Origin of the sequence: Plasticicumulans lactativorans, from assembly GCF_004341245.1 — a bacterium.
GTDB lineage: Bacteria > Pseudomonadota > Gammaproteobacteria > Competibacterales > Competibacteraceae > Plasticicumulans_A > Plasticicumulans_A lactativorans.
This window is the reverse complement of sequence record NZ_SLWY01000003.1, coordinates 161,039-176,473: the sequence shown is the minus strand read 5'-3', so window position 1 is coordinate 176,473 and position 15,435 is coordinate 161,039. Positions and strand designations below refer to the sequence as shown.

The window sequence follows — 15,435 nt, the reverse complement described above, 5'->3', positions numbered from 1 at the left end:
GCCCCCGCGGCGCACGCGCGGGGCGCAACGGTCATTGCAGCGGTGGATCGAGACCGAGCACGCGGGCGAGGACGCGCCCGGAAGCGGCCTCGACGCGGCCGAGCAGGTGCTCGACCACGCGCTCGCGGTGGGTGAAGTCGCGGGTCTGCTCGACGCCGATCACGTCGCGGGCGACCGAACGCACGCTGCCGAGGCCGTCGACCAGCCCGAGGCCGACGGCCTGCTCGCCGGTCCACACCAGCCCGCTGAAGAGCTGGGGCGACTCCTGCAGGCGCGCACCGCGCCCCTTGCGCACGGCATCGATGAACTGGCGGTGGATCTGGTCGAGCAGGCCCTGCATGAACGCCACCTGCTCGGGGCGCTGCGGGCTGAACGGATCGAGCAGCGCCTTGTTGGCGCCCGCGGTGAGCAGGCGGCGCTCGACGCCGAGCTTGTCGAGGGTGCCGACGAAGCCGAAGCCGTCGGCGCGCACGCCGATCGAGCCGACGATGCTCGCCTTGTCGGCGTAGATCGACTGCGCGGCGGCGGCCACGTAGTAGCCGCCCGACGCGCCGGCATCGGCGATCACCGCGTACACCGGAATCTTCGGGTGGGCGGCGCGCAGGCGCAGGATCTCGTCGAACATCTGCCCGGCCTGCACCGGGCTGCCGCCGGGGCTGTTGATGGCGAGGATCACCCCGGCGGTGGCGCTGTCCTGCAGCGCGCGGCGCAGGCCGAGCAGGACGTTGTCGGCGCTCGCCTCGGTGCCGTCGGCGATCAGGCCCTCGACGTTCACCACCGCGGTGTACCGCCCCCGCTTGGCGACGCCGGCGTCGGGTTCGAAGGCACGCCCGATCAGGCCGAAGGCGAGCGCGGCGAACAGCCCCGCCCACAGGAAGCGGAAGAACAGCGACCAGCGCCGGGCGCGCCGGCGCTCCGTCACCGCCGCCATCGCGACTTCGGCCAGCAACTCGAGCGCGCGCCCCTCGCTGGTCGGCCGGGCGGGCGGAGCCGGCGGCGCTACCGGCGGGCCGTCCCAGTTCTCGCTCATGCCGGCGCCTGCGCGAGCCGATCGAGCACGGCGGGCAGCTCGGTGATCGCATCGAGCCAGGCCAGCGGCGCGTGTGCCGCCAGGTGCTCGCGCCCGTGCACGCCGTAGGTGGCGGCGATGCCGGGAACTCCGGCGGCCTGCGCCATCGCCAGATCGAAGGCGGTGTCACCGATCATCACCGCGCGCGCCGGCGCCACGTCGAGCTCGTCGAGCAGTTCGTGCAGCATCAGCGGATCGGGCTTGGAGGCGGTCTCGTCGGCGCAGCGGCTCGCCTCGAACAGCGGCGCCAGGCCGGTTTCGGCGAAGGCGCGCGCGAGCCCGGCGCGGCTCTTGCCGGTGGCGACCGCGAGCCGGTAGCCCGCCGCGGCGAGCTGCCCGACGACCTCCGCGGCGCCGTCGAACAGGCGCATCTCGACGCGGCTGTGCTGCAGGAACTGGCGCTTGTACGCCTCGGCCAGCGCCGCGTGCGCGACCGCCGGGTGCTGGGGGTACAGCGCCGCGCAGGCCTCGAGCAGCCCGAGCCCGATGATGTGGCGGGCCTCGGCGGCGCTGCGCGGCGGCAGCCCGAGCTCGGCGATCGCCGCCTGCAGGCAGGCGACGATGCGGTACTCGGAATCCATCAGGGTGCCGTCCCAGTCGAACACCAGCAGGTCGAAGCGCCGCGTCATGCGCCGCCCCCGAGCGCGTCGAGCAGCGCGGCGAGCTCCGGCGCGAGCGGCGCCGACAGGTCGAGGTCGCGCCCGCCGAGCGGCAGGCTCAGGTACTGCGCGTGCAGGAACAGGCGCCGGCAGCCGTAGCCCGCCAGCACGCGGTTGAAGGCGGCGTCGCCGTACTTGTCGTCGCCGGCGAGCGGGTGGCCGAGGTGCGCGGCGTGCACGCGGATCTGGTGGGTGCGGCCGGTGTCGATCTCGACCTCCACCAGCGCCCCGTGGCGGTACTGCTGGATCGGGCGGAAGCGGGACAGCGACGGCTTGCCGTCCTCGGCCACCTCGACCATGCGCTCGCCGCCGCGCACGATGCCCTTGCGCAGCGGCGCGTCGACGACGCAGGTGCCGCGCGCCCACTGGCCGCGGACGAAGGCGAGGTAGCGCTTGGTCGAGCTGCGCGACAGCAGCGCATCGTGGATCGCGCGCAGCGCGGTCGCCGACTTGGCGAGCAGCAGCACGCCGCTGGTGTCGCGGTCGAGCCGGTGCGCGAGTTCGAGGAAGCCCTCGGGGCGCGTCATCCGCAGCGCCTCGATCACCCCGAAGTGCACGCCGCTGCCCTTGTGCACAGCGATGCCGGCGGGTTTGTCGAGCGCCAGCACGTCGCGATCCTCGTACAGCACGGCGGCTTCCAGGCGCTCGGCGAGCGCGTACGGCACGGTCCGCTCGACGTTGTCGTCGGCGCTGACGCGCAGCGGCGGGATGCGCACCACGTCGCCGGCGTGCAGGCGGTGATCCGGTCGGGAACGGCCCTTGTTGACGCGCACTTCGCCCTTGCGCAGGCAGCGGTAGACGAGACTCTTGGGCACGCCTTTGAGGATGCGGAGCAGGAAGTTGTCGATGCGCTGGCCGTCGTGATCGGCGGAGACCTCGACGAAGCGCACACCGACGGGAGCATCGGGACTGGTCATGGACCGGATCATAACCAGCCGGTCCCCCCATTTGAAGGCGATGCAGGTGACTGTTATATTTCGTGCCGTTGTCGCCGGCCGGCTGCGTATGCCGGTGTGGTCGTTGTGAAACGACAGCAAGTTTCCGGTTCACGCCGCCGCGTCACGCGCGGCGGGTGCCAAAAGGGTTATCCCATCGCTCAACCCTCCCGATCCCGAGCGATGACCAGCCGTGCTCCCACTCCCCGCCCCGCGGATGGCGAGGTTCGATGCCAGGGCGTCGCCGTATCGATCCGCCGCTCGGATCGCCGCCCCCTGTCCTCCCCCGTTCCATCCCGACGTGCCTCCGGCGACAACGCGGGATGTGTGGTCGAGCGCCGGAGAACATCCCGCACATGAAGCGCATGCTGATCAATGCAACTCAGCAGGAAGAGTTGCGCGTGGCCCTCGTGGATGGCCAGAAGCTCTACGATCTCGACATCGAAACCCCCTCCCGCGAAACCAAGAAGTCCAACGTCTACAAGGGCCGCATCACCCGCGTCGAACCCTCCCTCGAGGCCGCGTTCGTCGACTACGGTGCCGAGCGCCACGGCTTCCTGCCGTTCAAGGAGATCGCCCGCAGCTACTTCCAGCCGGCCGCGCTCGCCGAAGGCAGCCGCCCGAGCATCAAGGAGGCGATCCGCGAGGGCCAGGAGATCGTCGTCCAGGTCGAGAAGGAGGAACGCGGCAACAAGGGCGCCGCGCTCACCACCTTCGTCTCGCTCGCCGGCCGCTACCTCGTGCTGATGCCGAACAACCCGCGTGCCGGCGGGGTGTCGCGGCGCATCGAGGGCGAGGATCGCCAGGAGATCCGTGAGGCGATGGCGGCACTCGACGTGCCCGAGGGCATGGGGCTGATCGTGCGCACCGCCGGCGTCGGTCGCTCCACCGAAGAGCTGCAGTGGGATCTCGACTACCTGCTGAACCTGTGGCGGGCGATCGAGGAGGCCGCGCAGAGCCGCAAGGCACCGCTGCTCGTCTACCAGGAGAGCAACATCATCATCCGCGCGCTGCGTGACCTGCTGCGCGGCGACATCGGCGAGATCCTCGTCGACGCGCCGGCGGTCGCCGACCAGGCGCGCGAGTTCATGCAGAACGTCATGCCGGGCAGCCTCGGCAAGCTCAAGGTCTACCAGGACAGCACGCCGCTGTTCACGCGCTACCAGATCGAATCGCAGATCGAGACCGCCTACCAGCGCGAGGTCAGCCTGCCGTCGGGCGGCGCCATCGTCATCGACTACACCGAGGCGCTGGTGTCGATCGACATCAACTCGGCGCGCGCCACCAAGGGCGCCGACATCGAGGAGACCGCGCTCAACACCAACCTCGAAGCCGCCGACGAGATCGCCCGCCAGCTGCGCCTGCGCGACCTCGGCGGGCTGATCGTCCTCGACTTCATCGACATGACCGTGCCGCGCAACCAGCGCGAGGTCGAGAACCGCCTGAAGGAAGCGCTGAAGATGGACCGCGCGCGCGTGCAGGTCGGGCGCATCTCGCGCTTCGGCCTGCTCGAGATGTCGCGCCAGCGCCTGCGCCCCTCGCTCGACGAGTCCACCCATGTGGTGTGCCCGCGCTGCAACGGCCAGGGCACCATCCGCGGCGTCGAATCGCTCGCGCTGTCGGTGCTGCGCCTGATCGAGGAAGAGGCGATGAAGGACCGCACCGCCAGGGTCGTCGCCCAGTTGCCGGTGAAGGTCGCGACCTTCCTGCTGAACGAGAAGCGGGCCGCGCTCGCGGCGGTCGAGGAGCGGCTCAAGGTCCGCCTGGTGCTGCTGCCGAACGAGAACCTCGAGACCCCGCACTTCGAGATCGAGCGCGTGCGCGTCGACGAACTCGCGAGCGGCACCCGCGGCGCCGGCGCGAGCTACAAGCTCGCGGTGCGCCGCGAGGAAGCCGAGCCGGGTCCGCGCGCGGTCAGCGCCCACCGCAACGGCAACGGCAACGGCGGCACCGAGGAAGCGGCGGTCAAGTCGGTGGCACCGGCCACGCCGGCACCGGCCCCCAAACCGGCACCGGTACAGACCCCGCACGTCGTCCCCGCCCCGGCGCCGAGCCTGGCGCCACCGCCCGCGGCGGGCCAGGGCGAGCCCGGCTTCCTGCGCTGGCTGTGGCGCAACCTGTTCGGCGGCCCCGGCGCCGAAGCACCGGCGGGCGTCGAGCCCGCCGCCGCCACGGCGGAGACGCCGCGCCCGGCCGAACGCAGCCCGCACGAACGTCGTGACCGCGACCGCAACCGCCGCCATCGCGGTGAGCGTGGCGAGCGCACGGAACGCCCCGAACGCCCCGAGCGACCCGAACGGCGCCCCGAACCGGAGGCCGAAGTCCCCGCCGAACCCGTGGCGGTCGCCCCCGCCACGCCGATCGAGGCCGAGCCCGCGGTCGAGCCGACGGCGCCCGAACCGGTCGCGGTCGCAACCGTGCCTCCCACCCCCGCCGCCACCGAGGAGGACGACGAGGCCCGTGCCGCCCGCCGTGGGCGCCGTGGCGGCAGGCGCCGTCGGCGCGGCGAGCGTACGCTGGAAGGCGCCGAGGAAGGGGCTGCCTACGGCACCGAGGAAAGCGCAGAGGAAGGCGCCGAGGAAGCCGAGGAGGCTGCCGCGGCGCCGGTGCCCGCCGCCCCCGCGGCGCGCGAGGAGGTGCCGCCGCCGCCGGCACGGCGACACGCCCCGCCGCTGCCGGCCGGGCGCTACATCCGCAGCGGCCGCCCGCGCCGCCCGCGCGGCGCACCGACCGAAACCGACAGCGGCGCGACCGAAGCCGCCAGCGAACGGGCCATCGGCGAGCCGGTCGGCGCGATGGCCGCCGCTGCGGTGACGGCCGCCGCGGCGGCCGTGGTGGTCAGCGAACGGGCCGCGGAAACGCCGCCCCTCGCCGACACGGGCACCGTCGCCGCCGTGCCGGCCGAGCTCGCCGCCCCGCCCGCGGTGCCGACCGGCGAGGCCGCGGCCGGGCCCGCGAGCGAAGCGCCCGCAGCGGCCGCCGAGGCCGGGGCTCCTGCCGCGCCGCCCGCCACTGCCCTTGAAGCACCGGCAGTCGAGACCTTCGAGGCAGCGGCGGCCGAGCCCGTGCCCGTCGAGCCCCCGGTCGCCGAGCCGGCGCCGAGCGAGGCTGCCGCCGGCATCGAGGCGCCCCCTGGCAGCGCGCCGCTCGCGCCCGACGTAACCGTCGGTGGCGAGCCGCCGGCACCGGAACCCGCCGCCGCGGCAGCGCTCGCCGTCGAGGCGCCCGTCGCCGAGCCGGCGCTGCCGGCCGCCGCAACCACCGTCGAGCCGCTGCCGGCCGACGCGGCCGCCGTCGAGCCGCTGCCGGTGACGTTCGAGGTCGCCCCGGCGCCCGACACCGGCACGCCCACCCCGGTCGAGCCCGAGGCCGCCGCGGCGACGCTGGCCGAAGCGGATGTGCCGGCGGCCGACGCCGGCCCCGAGGCCGCACCTGCCGACGCCCCGCCCGCCGCCGTCGAGGTCGCGCCGGTGCCCGCGCCGGCCGCCGAAGCGCCGGTCGCCACCGAGGTGAACGCCACCACGGCCGCCGAGGCGGCGCCCGCCGCCGCCGCGGCGGCGGACACCACTGCGACCGCGCCGGACGCCGACGCGGACACCGCCGTCGCGCCGGCGGCCCCTGCCGACGCCGACGCGGAGCGGCGTCCGCCGCCGGCGGCCTGACGCACACGGTGGACGCCCGCGACGGCCCGTTGCGGGCCGTCGCGGCGCGGCTCAGAAGCGGTGCTGGCGGCGCAGGTGATCGAACAGGCCGTCGACGCCGGCGTCGATCAGGTCGAGCACGCGCTCGAAGCCGCTGCGCCCGCCGTAGTACGGGTCGGGCACCTCGCGCACCCCCAGTTGCGGCGCGAAGTCGAGCAGCAGCCCCAGTTGCGCGCGGTGCGCGGCGCCCTCGGCGAGGGCCTGGATGCCGGCGAGGTTGTCGAGGTCCATCGCCAGCACGTAGTCGAAGCGGTCGAGGTCGGCGAGTTCGAGGCGGCGGGCACGCAGGCGGCTGAGGTCGACCCCGCGCCGCAACGCTGCCTCCTGGCTGCGGCGATCCGGCGGGCTGCCGACGTGCCCGGCATGGGTGCCGGCGGAATCCACGAGGACGTGCCGCGTCAGCCCGGCGCCCGCAAGGCGCTGGCGCAGCACACCTTCGGCGCTCGGCGAGCGGCAGATGTTCCCCATGCAGACGAACAGCACACCGGCAAGGTACTGATCCGGCTCAGCAGCGTCGGGTTTTTCAGGGCGGAAGAAGCGGTCGAGGATGCCCATGCGTATACCAATGGAATCAACCGCCTGGACGCGGAAGTGAGCGCAGTTTAACGCGTCGCGGCGCGCTCCGGAGGCGGCCCGATGGCCCTGCGGGCCAGGCCGGGATCCGGGCGTGGCTGCCGCAGCCCGGGGCTTCCACCCCTGCACCGCCACTTGCCCGGCCGTCGCCGGGGCTGCGATGCTCGACGCCCGCCCGTGCGAGGTCCTGCCATGTCGATCGATGCCGCCACGCTCGCCGGCCTGATCGGCCGCGAGCTGCGCTACTGCGGCCGCCGCTGCCGCGTCCTCGAGGTGCTGCCCGAAGGGCCGCTGCTGGTGCTGGTGCCGCTCGACGCGGCGCGCGTGATCCTTACCGACCAGTACGGCGAGGCGAGCCACCGCGGCCCGGAGCTGCTCGAAGTGCCGCTGCTGAACCCGCGGCGCGACGCCCCCAACCCGCTGCTCGAAGGCCTCGACGCCGCGCGCTGAGCGCGTTCAGCCGGCGGCGAGCGCGGCCTCGGCGCGGGCGAGATCGGCCGCGGTGTCGACGCCCGCCGGCGGCGCGGTGTCGGTGGCGAGCACGAAGATGCGGATGCCGTGCCACAGCGCGCGCAGCTGCTCCAGCGCCTCGGCCTGTTCGAGCGGCGACACCGGCAGCTGCGGGTAGCGGCGCAGCACCGCCGCGCGGTAGGCGTAGAGCCCGATGTGGCGCCAGTACGGCAGCCCCGGCGGCACCTCGCGGGCGCCGGCGGCGAAGCGGTCGCGGTGCCAGGGGATCGTCGCCCGCGAGAAGTACAGCGCGTAGCCGGCGGCGTCGCGCACCAGCTTGACCGCGTTGGGATCGAACAGTTCGTGCTCGCCGAGCGGCGCGGCCAGCGTGGCGATGCCGGCGTCCGGGTGCTCGACCAGCGCCGCGGCGGTGGCGCTGATCAGCGCCGGCGGCAGCAGCGGCTCGTCGCCCTGGACGTTGACCACCACCGCGTCGTCGGCCCAGCCGAGCGCATCGGCGACCTCGGCGAGGCGGTCGGTGCCCGAGGCGTGGTCGTCGCGGGTCATGCACACGCGCGCGCCGAAACCCTCGGCGGCGGCGGCGATGCGCGCGTCGTCGGTCGCGATCACCACCTCCTCGGCACCGCTCGCACAGGCCTGGCGCCACACGTATTCGATCATCGGCCGGCCGGCGAGCGGCAGCAGCGGCTTGCCCGGCAGGCGCGTGGAGGCGTAGCGCGCGGGGATCGCGACCTTGAAACCCATCGGCTCAGGCCTCCTCGTCGTTCGCCATCTGCCGCGCTTCCGACTCCAGCATCACCGGGATGCCGTCGCGGATCGGGTAGGCGAGCCGGCTCGCCTTGCACTTGAGTTCCTGGCGCTCCTTGTCATACACGAGCGGCGCCTTGCTGACCGGGCACACCAGGATGTCGAGCAGTTTCTTGTCCATCGTCGTCCCCTCCGGGGGTGAGAGTGGCGACCCGCGCGAGCAGGCGTTCGAGCAGCCGCGGGTCGAGCCGGGCGCTGACCGGCAGGTACCAGGCGTCGTCGCGCAGGCCGAGGCGGCGGCATTTTACGGCATCCTTCTCGGTCATCAGCAGCGTGCCGCCGCGCGCCCAGGCAAGATCGGCGGCGGCGTAGGCGTGGTGGTCGGGAAAGGCGTGCGGCACGCAGTCGAGCCCGGCGGCGGCGAGCGCGGCGAAGAAGCGCGCCGGGTCGCCGATGCCGGCGAGCGCATGCAGCGGCCGGCCGCGGAAGTCGGCGAGCGGGCGCGTGCGGGCGGGGTCGTCGAGCGCGTGGGCGGTGTCGCCGACGAGCTCCATGCGCCACTCGCCGGCCCCCGGCGCGGCGCCGTTGACGACGACGAAATCGGCCGCGGCGAGGCGCGCCGGCGGCTCGCGCAGCGGCCCGGCCGGCAGCGGCCAGCCGTTGCCGAAGCGCCGCCGGCCGTCGACGACGACGACCTCGACGTCGCGCCCGAGGCGGTAGTGCTGCAGGCCGTCGTCGGCGAGGAGCAGGTCGCAGTCGGGGTGGACGGCGAGCAGCGCGCGCGCCGCGGCGACGCGGTCGGGGCCGACGAACACCGGGCAGGCGCTGCGCCCGGCGAGCAGCACCGGCTCGTCGCCGACCTCGGCGGGGTCGGCCCGCGCGTCGACCGCCCGCGGCCAGTCGCGGGAGCGGCCGCCGTAGCCGCGCGCGACGATGCCCGGGCGGTGGCCGGCGGCACGCAGATGTTCGGCCAGCGCGACGAGCAGCGGCGTCTTGCCGGTGCCGCCGACGCTGATGTTGCCGACCACGATCACCGGCACCGGCACGCGCTCGACGGCGAGCCAGCCGCGCCGGTAGGCGAGGCGGCGCAGCGCCGCCAGCGCCGCGAACAGCGCGGCGAGCGGCAGCAGCGCGCAGGCGCCGGGGCCGCGGCGCTGCCAGAAGGCCGGCGCCTTCACTCGCCCGGCTTGGGCAGCGCGGCGATGCCGATCGCGCGCACGCCGAGCTGGCCGGCGACGTCCATCGCGGTCACCACCGCCTGGTGCGGCGTGCGCGCGTCGGCGCGGATCACGAAGCGTGCCTCGGGATCGGCGGCGAGCGCCGGGCCGAGCACCGCGCGCAGCGTTTCGGCGCGGCTGCCGGCGGGCTTGTCGCCGACCGAGAACAGCCCCTCGGCATCGATGCCGACCTCGACGCGGCGCGACTCGGGGTTGCTCGCGCGGATCGAGGCTTCCGGCAGCTCGACGCGCAGCCGCGACTCGTTGACGAAGCTCGTCGTCGCGACCAGGAAGATCACCAGCACGAGCATCACGTCGATCATCGGGATCAGCATGATCTCGGGCTCGTCGGAGCGGCGCGCGCGGAACTTCACGGCCGCCGCGCCTCGTCGGCGAGCAGGTCGGCGACCAGCAGCGCCTCCTGCTCCAGGCTCATCACCAGTTCGTCGACCCGGCCGCGGAAGAAGCGGTAGAAGATCAGGCTCGGGATCGCCACCACCAGCCCGGCCGCGGTCGCCACCAGCGCTTCCGACATGCCGCCGGCGAGCAGCCGCAGGTCGCCGCTGCCCTGCAGCGACACCACGCCGAAGATGCGGATCATCCCCGACACCGTGCCGAGCAGACCGAGCAGCGGTGCGATCGTGGCGATCGCGCCGAGCGCGTTGAGGAAGCGCTCGAGCTCGAACACCACGTGGCGGCCGGTGTCCTCGATCACGTCCTTGATCACGTCGCGGCCGTGGCGACGGTTGGCGAGCGCGACGCCGATCAGCCGCCCGAGCGGCGAGTGCACGAACTCGCCCTCGAGCTGGCGCAGCGGCAACTGGCCCTCGCCCGCCCAGCGGCGCAGGTCGGCGAGCAGCGGCGGCGGCAGCACGCGCGCACGGCGCAGCGCCCACAGGCGCTCGAAGACGATCGCCAGCGCGACCACCGAGCAGGCGATCAGGGGCGCCATCACCCAGCCCCCGGCCTTGATCAGCTCGAACACGCACACCTCCCTTCCAGCCCTTGCCCAACCGCGCCGGATGATAGCGGATCGGCCGCCGGCGGCGTGCGCACGCTTGCCGCCGGCGCGACGGCGGCGCCGCTGCGCTATCGTGCGCCTCCGTTGCCGCCACCGCGAGACGCCCACCGTGCGCCTGCTGCACACCTCCGACTGGCACCTCGGCCAGACCCTGCACGGCTTCGACCGCAGCCACGAGCACCAGGCCTTTCTCGACTGGCTGCTCGACACCCTCGAACGCGAGGCCGTCGACGCGCTGCTGGTGGCCGGCGACGTGTTCGACACCGCCAACCCGAGCGCGGCCGCGCAGCACCAGCTCTACGCCTTCCTCGGCCGCGCCAAGGCACGCCTGCCGCACCTGCACACGGTGCTGATCGCCGGCAACCACGATTCGGCCGCCCGCCTCGAAGCCCCCGGCCCGCTGCTCGCGGCCTTCGACGCCCGCGCCAGCGGGCAGCTCGTGCGCGATGCCGCCGGCGCGATCGACGTCGAGCGCCTGCTGCTGCCGCTCTGCGCACGCGACGGACGCAGCGCCGCCTGGGTGCTCGCCGTGCCCTTCCTGCGCCCCGGCGACGTGCCGCGGGTGGAAGGCGCCGCCGACCCCTACCCCGCCGGCGTCGCCGCGCTGTACGCGCAGGCACTGGAGCTGGCGCTGCAGCGCCGCGCCCCGGGGCAGGCGATCGTCGCGCTCGGCCACTGCCACATGGCCGGCGGCGAGGTGTCGGCGGACTCCGAGCGGCGGCTGGTGATCGGCGGCGCCGAGGCGCTGCCGGCCGGGCTGTTCGACCCGCGCATCGCCTACGTCGCCCTCGGCCACCTGCACCGCGCGCAGCGCGTCGGCGGCGATGACACCCGCCGCTACGCCGGCAGCCCGCTGCCGCTGGCCTTCACCGAGCGCGACTACCGCCACCAGGTGCTGCGCGTCGACCTCGACGGCGAGCACGTGCGCGAGGTGATCGCCCTGCACGTGCCGCGCACGGTGCCGCTGCTGCGCGTGCCCGAACGCCACGCGCCGCCCGACGCCGTGCTCGCCGCACTCGCCGCGCTGGCGCTGCCGCCGTGCCCGCCCGCGGCGCGGCCCTACCTGGAGGTGCGGGTGCAGCTCGACGCCCCCGAGCCGGACCTGCGCGCGCGCATCGACGCCGCGCTCGAAGGCCGCCCGGTGCGCCTTGCGCGCATCGACGCCCGCCGCAGTGCCGCCGCCCCTGCCGCCGCGCACGTCCCCGACGACCTCGCGCGCCTGCAGCCGGTCGACGTGTTCGAGCGGCGCTTCCACGAGCGCTACGGCGCGGCCGCGCCCGAACCGCTGCGCCGCGCCTTCGCCGAACTGCTGCACGCCGCCGCGGCCGGGGAGGCGCGATGAGGATCCTCGCCATCCGCGGCCGCAACCTGGCCTCGCTCGCCGGCGACTTCGAGGTCGACTTCACCCGCGAGCCGCTGGCGTCGAGCGGCCTGTTCGCGATCAGCGGTCCCACCGGCGCCGGCAAGAGCACGCTGCTCGACGCGCTCTGCCTCGCGCTCTACGACGACACCCCGCGCCTGCAGCGCGCCAGCGCCAAGGGCATCAACCTGCCCGACGTGCACGGCGAGACCGTCACCCCCCGCGACCCGCGCACGCTGCTGCGCCGCGGTTGCGCCGAGGGCCACGCCGAGGTCGACTTCGTCGGCAACGACGGCGCCGCCTACCGCGCCACCTGGCGCGTGCGCCGCGCCCGCGAGCGCAGCCACGGCAAGCTGCAGGCCGCCGAGATGAGCCTGCAGCCGCTGCCGCAGGGAGCGGCGCTCGGCGGCACCAAGACCGAGGTGCTGGCGGCGATCCACGAACGCCTGGGGCTGAGCTTCGAGCAGTTCACGCGCGCGGTGCTGCTGGCGCAGAACGAGTTCGCGAGCTTCCTCAAGGCCGACGACAGCACCCGCGCCGAGCTGCTGGAAACGCTGACCGGCATCGACGTCTACTCCGAGGTGTCGCGGCTCGCCTTCGAGCGCGCGCGTCACGAAACCGCGGCGCTGCAGGCCCTGCACGCCCGCGCCGCCGGCACGCAGCCGCTCGCCGCCGACGCCCGCGCCGCGCTGGAAGCCGCAGGCGCCGCCGCCACGGCGGCGCTGCAGGCGACCGAGGCGCGTGTGCAGGCGCTCGACGCCGAACGGCGCTGGCACGACGCGCTCGTCGACCTGCAGGCGCAGGAGGCGCAGGCCGAGACCGCGTTCGTCGCCGCGCGGCAGGCGCAGGCCGCGGCCGCCCCCCGGCACGCGCACCTCGTCGCGGTCGAACGCGCGCAGCCGGCGCGCACGCTGCTCGCCGACGCCGGGCGCTGCCGCGACGCGCACGCCGCGAGCGCCACCGCCCTCGCCACCGCCACCGCCGCGCACGCCGCCGCGCAGGACGCCTGGGCCGCGGCAGACGCCGCGCTCGCCGCCGCCACGCAGCGCCACGCCGAAGCCGAAGCGGCACGGCGCGCGGCGGCGCCGGCACTCGCCCGCGCGCGCGAACTCGATGCCCGCATCGATGCCCAGGCGCGGGCGCACGCCGCGGCGGCGCAGGCCCTCGTCGATGCCCGCCGCGAACACGCCACCGCCAGCGACGAACTCGCGGCGCACGAGCGCGCGCACAGCAGCGCCACCGCCGAACGGGCGGCAGCGCAGGACTGGCTCGCCACCCACGCCGGCCTCGCCGCGCTCGCCAGCGACTGGGCGCGCTGGGACACGCTGCTCGACCAGGCCGCGACCGCCGCCGACGAACTCGCCGCGCGCGCGCCCGCCGCGGCGGCGGCCGCCGCCGCGGCGGGCGCGGCCGGCGCCGCGCTCGAGCGTCATGCCGAGGCCCAGGTCGCCCGCGAACGCGAACTCGCCGCCGCCGAGACCGCGGCGGCGGCCTGCGACCCCGCCGCGCTCGACGCCGCGCGGCAGGCGCTCGATGCACGCCGCGACGCCCTGGCCGCGGCGACGCGCTGCCGGGACGAACGCCACGCCCGCCGCCGGCGCCGCGCCGAACTCGACGCCGACGCCGAACGCCGGCAGGCGGGCCGCAGCGAGGCGCTGCAGCGGGGCGACGCCGCCCGCGCCCGGCTGGCGCCCGCCGAAGCCGCGCAGGCACAGGCGCAACGCGCGGTGGAAGTCGCCGAGCGCGCCTGCGCGGCCAGCGTCGAGCGCTTGCGCGCCGACCTCGTCGACGGCGAGCCCTGCCCGGTGTGCGGCGCCACCCGCCACCCGTGGGCGCACGTCGACCCCGGCCTGCAGGCCGCGCTCGCCGGGCTGCGCGCCGAGGCCGAGCGCTGCCGGCGCGAGGCGCAGGCGCTCGCCACCGAGCTACAGACGCAGGACGAACGCGCGGCGCAGGCGGCGGCCGAACTCGCCGCGGCCGAGCCGGCGCGGGCCGCGGCGCGCACCGCCGCCGAGGCCGCCGACGCCGCCTGGCAGGCGCACCCGCTCGCCGGCGCATTCGCCGCGCCCGACGACGCCGAGGTCGATGCCCGCCTCGCCGCCGCCGTCGACGCGGTGCAGGCGCAGGCCACCGCGCTCGCCGCGCGCGAACGTGCGCAGCGCGAGGCGCTGCAGGCCCGCGACGCCGCCCGCGCCGCGCTCGATGCCGCGCGCCGTACGACCGACACCGCGCGCGAGCAGGCCACCGCGGCCCGCCACGCCTGCGAGCGGCTGGCCGCCGACGGGCAGGCGCTCGCCAGGCGCCGCGACGAGGGCCTCGATGCGCTCGACGCGGTGTGCGCCGGTGCCGGACCGGCGGGCCACGACTGGCGCGGGCACTGGCAGCGCGATCCGGCCGCCTTCCACGGCGCGCGCCGCGAGGACGCCGGGCGCTGGCGCGCCCGCGACGAGGCCGCACGCAACGCCGGCACCACGCTCGCACACCTCACGCTGCGCATCGAGGCCGCGCAGGCGGCGCTCGCCGCGGCCGCGGCGTGGGTGGACAAGGCGCAGGCCGGTACGGACGCGGCAGCACAGGCGCTCGACACGCTGCGCGCCGAGCGCGCCGGAGTGCTCGACGGACGCCCGGCGGACGCCTGCGAGAAGGCGCTCGACGCGGCGCTCACGGAGGCCGCGCGCGAGCACGCGGCGCGGGCCGGCGTGCTGCAGGACGCCGTCGCCACGCGCGCACAGTGCACCGAGGCGCAGGCGCAGGCCACGGCGCGGCGCGACGGCGCCGCCGTCGCCGCCGCGGATGCCGACGCCGCGCTCGCGCGCTGGCTCGCGGCGCACGCCGACGACATCCCCGATCGCGAGGCGCTGCGCGCCCTGCTCGACCACGATGCCGCGTGGCTCGCGGCGACCCGCGCCGAGCTGCGGGCGCTCGACGACGCCTGCCGCGACGCCGCGACGCGCCTCGACGAGCGCCGCGCGCGGCGTGCCGCCCATGCCGCGGCGCAGGCGCCCACCGCCACGCGCGACGCCGCGCAGGCGGCGCTCGCGACCGCGATCGAAGCCCGCGACCAGGCCCGCCAGCACGCCACCGGCGTCGAACTGCAACTGCGCGAGGACGACACCCGCCGCAGCGCGAACGCCGAGCTGCTCGCGACGATCGAGGCGCAGGCGGCGAGCACCCGGGTGTGGGAACAGATGAACGAGCTGATCGGCTCGGCCGACGGCCGCAAGTTCCGCAACTACGCCCAGCAGTTCACGCTCGACGTGCTGCTCGGCTACGCCAACCACCACCTCGCCACGCTGGCGCGGCGCTACCGGCTCGAACGCGTCGGCGACACGCTGGCGCTGCTGGTGATCGACCAGGACATGGCCGACGAGCCGCGCTCGGTGCACTCGCTGTCGGGCGGCGAGAGCTTCCTGGTGTCGCTCGCGCTCGCGCTCGGCCTCGCCTCGCTGTCGGCGAACCGGGTGCGGGTGGAGTCGCTGTTCATCGACGAGGGCTTCGGCAGCCTCGACGCCGACACCCTGGCGGTGGCGATGGACGCGCTCGACGGGCTGCAGGCGGTGGGGCGCAAGGTCGGCGTGATCTCGCACGTCGCCGAGATGGGCGAGCGCATCGGCGTGCAGATCCGCGTGCAGCGCGAAAGCGGCGGGCGCAGCCGGGTGTGCGTGCCGGGCGCCTGAGCCTC

13 protein-coding genes are annotated in these 15,435 nt (G+C 75.7%); 4 read left to right on the top strand and 9 right to left on the bottom strand.

The genetic code is table 11. The features are described from left to right. Positions 1–31: 31 nt before the first annotated feature. Genes EV699_RS03200 through EV699_RS03190 form a run of 3 tightly spaced genes read right to left on the bottom strand, consistent with a single transcriptional unit; the run spans position 32 to position 2,645 of the window. Positions 32–1,030, bottom strand: coding sequence for a S49 family peptidase (locus tag EV699_RS03200; protein ID WP_132538884.1), 999 nt, complete (start codon positions 1,028–1,030; stop codon positions 32–34). Beyond that, positions 1,027–1,698, bottom strand: coding sequence for an HAD-IA family hydrolase (locus tag EV699_RS03195; RefSeq protein ID WP_132538882.1), 672 nt, complete (start codon positions 1,696–1,698; stop codon positions 1,027–1,029). The genes EV699_RS03200 and EV699_RS03195 overlap by 4 nt, the downstream gene beginning before the upstream one ends. Continuing rightward, entirely contained in the window at positions 1,695–2,645 is a 951-nt protein-coding gene (locus tag EV699_RS03190; RefSeq protein WP_132538880.1) for an RluA family pseudouridine synthase, read from the bottom strand. Before EV699_RS03190 ends, EV699_RS03195 begins: the two co-directional genes overlap by 4 nt. Positions 2,646–3,019: 374 nt before the next feature. Here EV699_RS03190 and rne point away from each other — a divergent pair, with 374 nt between their 5' ends. Next, positions 3,020–6,325 carry a ribonuclease E gene (gene rne / locus EV699_RS03185; RefSeq protein WP_132538878.1) on the top strand — a complete coding sequence of 1,102 codons (3,306 nt, stop codon included), beginning with the start codon at positions 3,020–3,022 and terminating at the stop codon, positions 6,323–6,325. Positions 6,326–6,376: 51 nt separating this feature from the next. Here the strand turns inward: rne and EV699_RS03180 are convergent, their stop codons facing one another. After that, entirely contained in the window at positions 6,377–6,919 is a 543-nt protein-coding gene (locus tag EV699_RS03180; RefSeq protein WP_132538876.1) for a low molecular weight protein-tyrosine-phosphatase, read from the bottom strand. Between the two features lie 210 nt (positions 6,920–7,129). Between EV699_RS03180 and EV699_RS03175 the strand changes: the two genes are divergently transcribed. Further along, on the top strand, positions 7,130–7,387 hold the full coding sequence (locus EV699_RS03175; protein ID WP_132538874.1) for a hypothetical protein: 258 nt from the start codon (positions 7,130–7,132) through the stop codon (positions 7,385–7,387). A gap of 6 nt (positions 7,388–7,393) precedes the next feature. Here the strand turns inward: EV699_RS03175 and kdsB are convergent, their stop codons facing one another. The 5 genes from kdsB to EV699_RS03150 are packed head-to-tail and all read right to left on the bottom strand — an operon-like array spanning position 7,394 to position 10,357. After that, the gene (kdsB, locus tag EV699_RS03170; RefSeq protein WP_132538872.1) at positions 7,394–8,152 is read right to left on the bottom strand and encodes a 3-deoxy-manno-octulosonate cytidylyltransferase; all 759 of its coding nucleotides are present in this window, start codon (positions 8,150–8,152) and stop codon (positions 7,394–7,396) included. A gap of 4 nt (positions 8,153–8,156) precedes the next feature. After that, the gene (locus tag EV699_RS03165) at positions 8,157–8,336 is read right to left on the bottom strand and encodes a Trm112 family protein (RefSeq protein ID WP_132538870.1); all 180 of its coding nucleotides are present in this window, start codon (positions 8,334–8,336) and stop codon (positions 8,157–8,159) included. Continuing rightward, a complete protein-coding gene (gene lpxK, locus EV699_RS03160) occupies positions 8,275–9,333 on the bottom strand; it encodes a tetraacyldisaccharide 4'-kinase (protein ID WP_132538868.1) in 1,059 nt (352 codons plus the stop codon). Before lpxK ends, EV699_RS03165 begins: the two co-directional genes overlap by 62 nt. Next, positions 9,330–9,746, bottom strand: coding sequence for an ExbD/TolR family protein (locus tag EV699_RS03155; protein WP_132538866.1), 417 nt, complete (start codon positions 9,744–9,746; stop codon positions 9,330–9,332). The genes lpxK and EV699_RS03155 overlap by 4 nt, the downstream gene beginning before the upstream one ends. Further along, on the bottom strand, positions 9,743–10,357 hold the full coding sequence (locus EV699_RS03150) for a MotA/TolQ/ExbB proton channel family protein (RefSeq protein ID WP_132538864.1): 615 nt from the start codon (positions 10,355–10,357) through the stop codon (positions 9,743–9,745). The genes EV699_RS03155 and EV699_RS03150 overlap by 4 nt, the downstream gene beginning before the upstream one ends. 145 nt (positions 10,358–10,502) lie before the next feature. Between EV699_RS03150 and EV699_RS03145 the strand changes: the two genes are divergently transcribed. Both EV699_RS03145 and EV699_RS03140 read left to right on the top strand, forming a co-directional pair. After that, complete coding sequence (locus EV699_RS03145; protein ID WP_132538862.1) at positions 10,503–11,735, top strand: exonuclease SbcCD subunit D C-terminal domain-containing protein; 1,233 nt, start codon at positions 10,503–10,505, stop codon at positions 11,733–11,735. Next, positions 11,732–15,430 carry an AAA family ATPase gene (locus tag EV699_RS03140; protein WP_132538860.1) on the top strand — a complete coding sequence of 1,233 codons (3,699 nt, stop codon included), beginning with the start codon at positions 11,732–11,734 and terminating at the stop codon, positions 15,428–15,430. The genes EV699_RS03145 and EV699_RS03140 overlap by 4 nt, the downstream gene beginning before the upstream one ends. Positions 15,431–15,435: the final 5 nt, after the last annotated feature.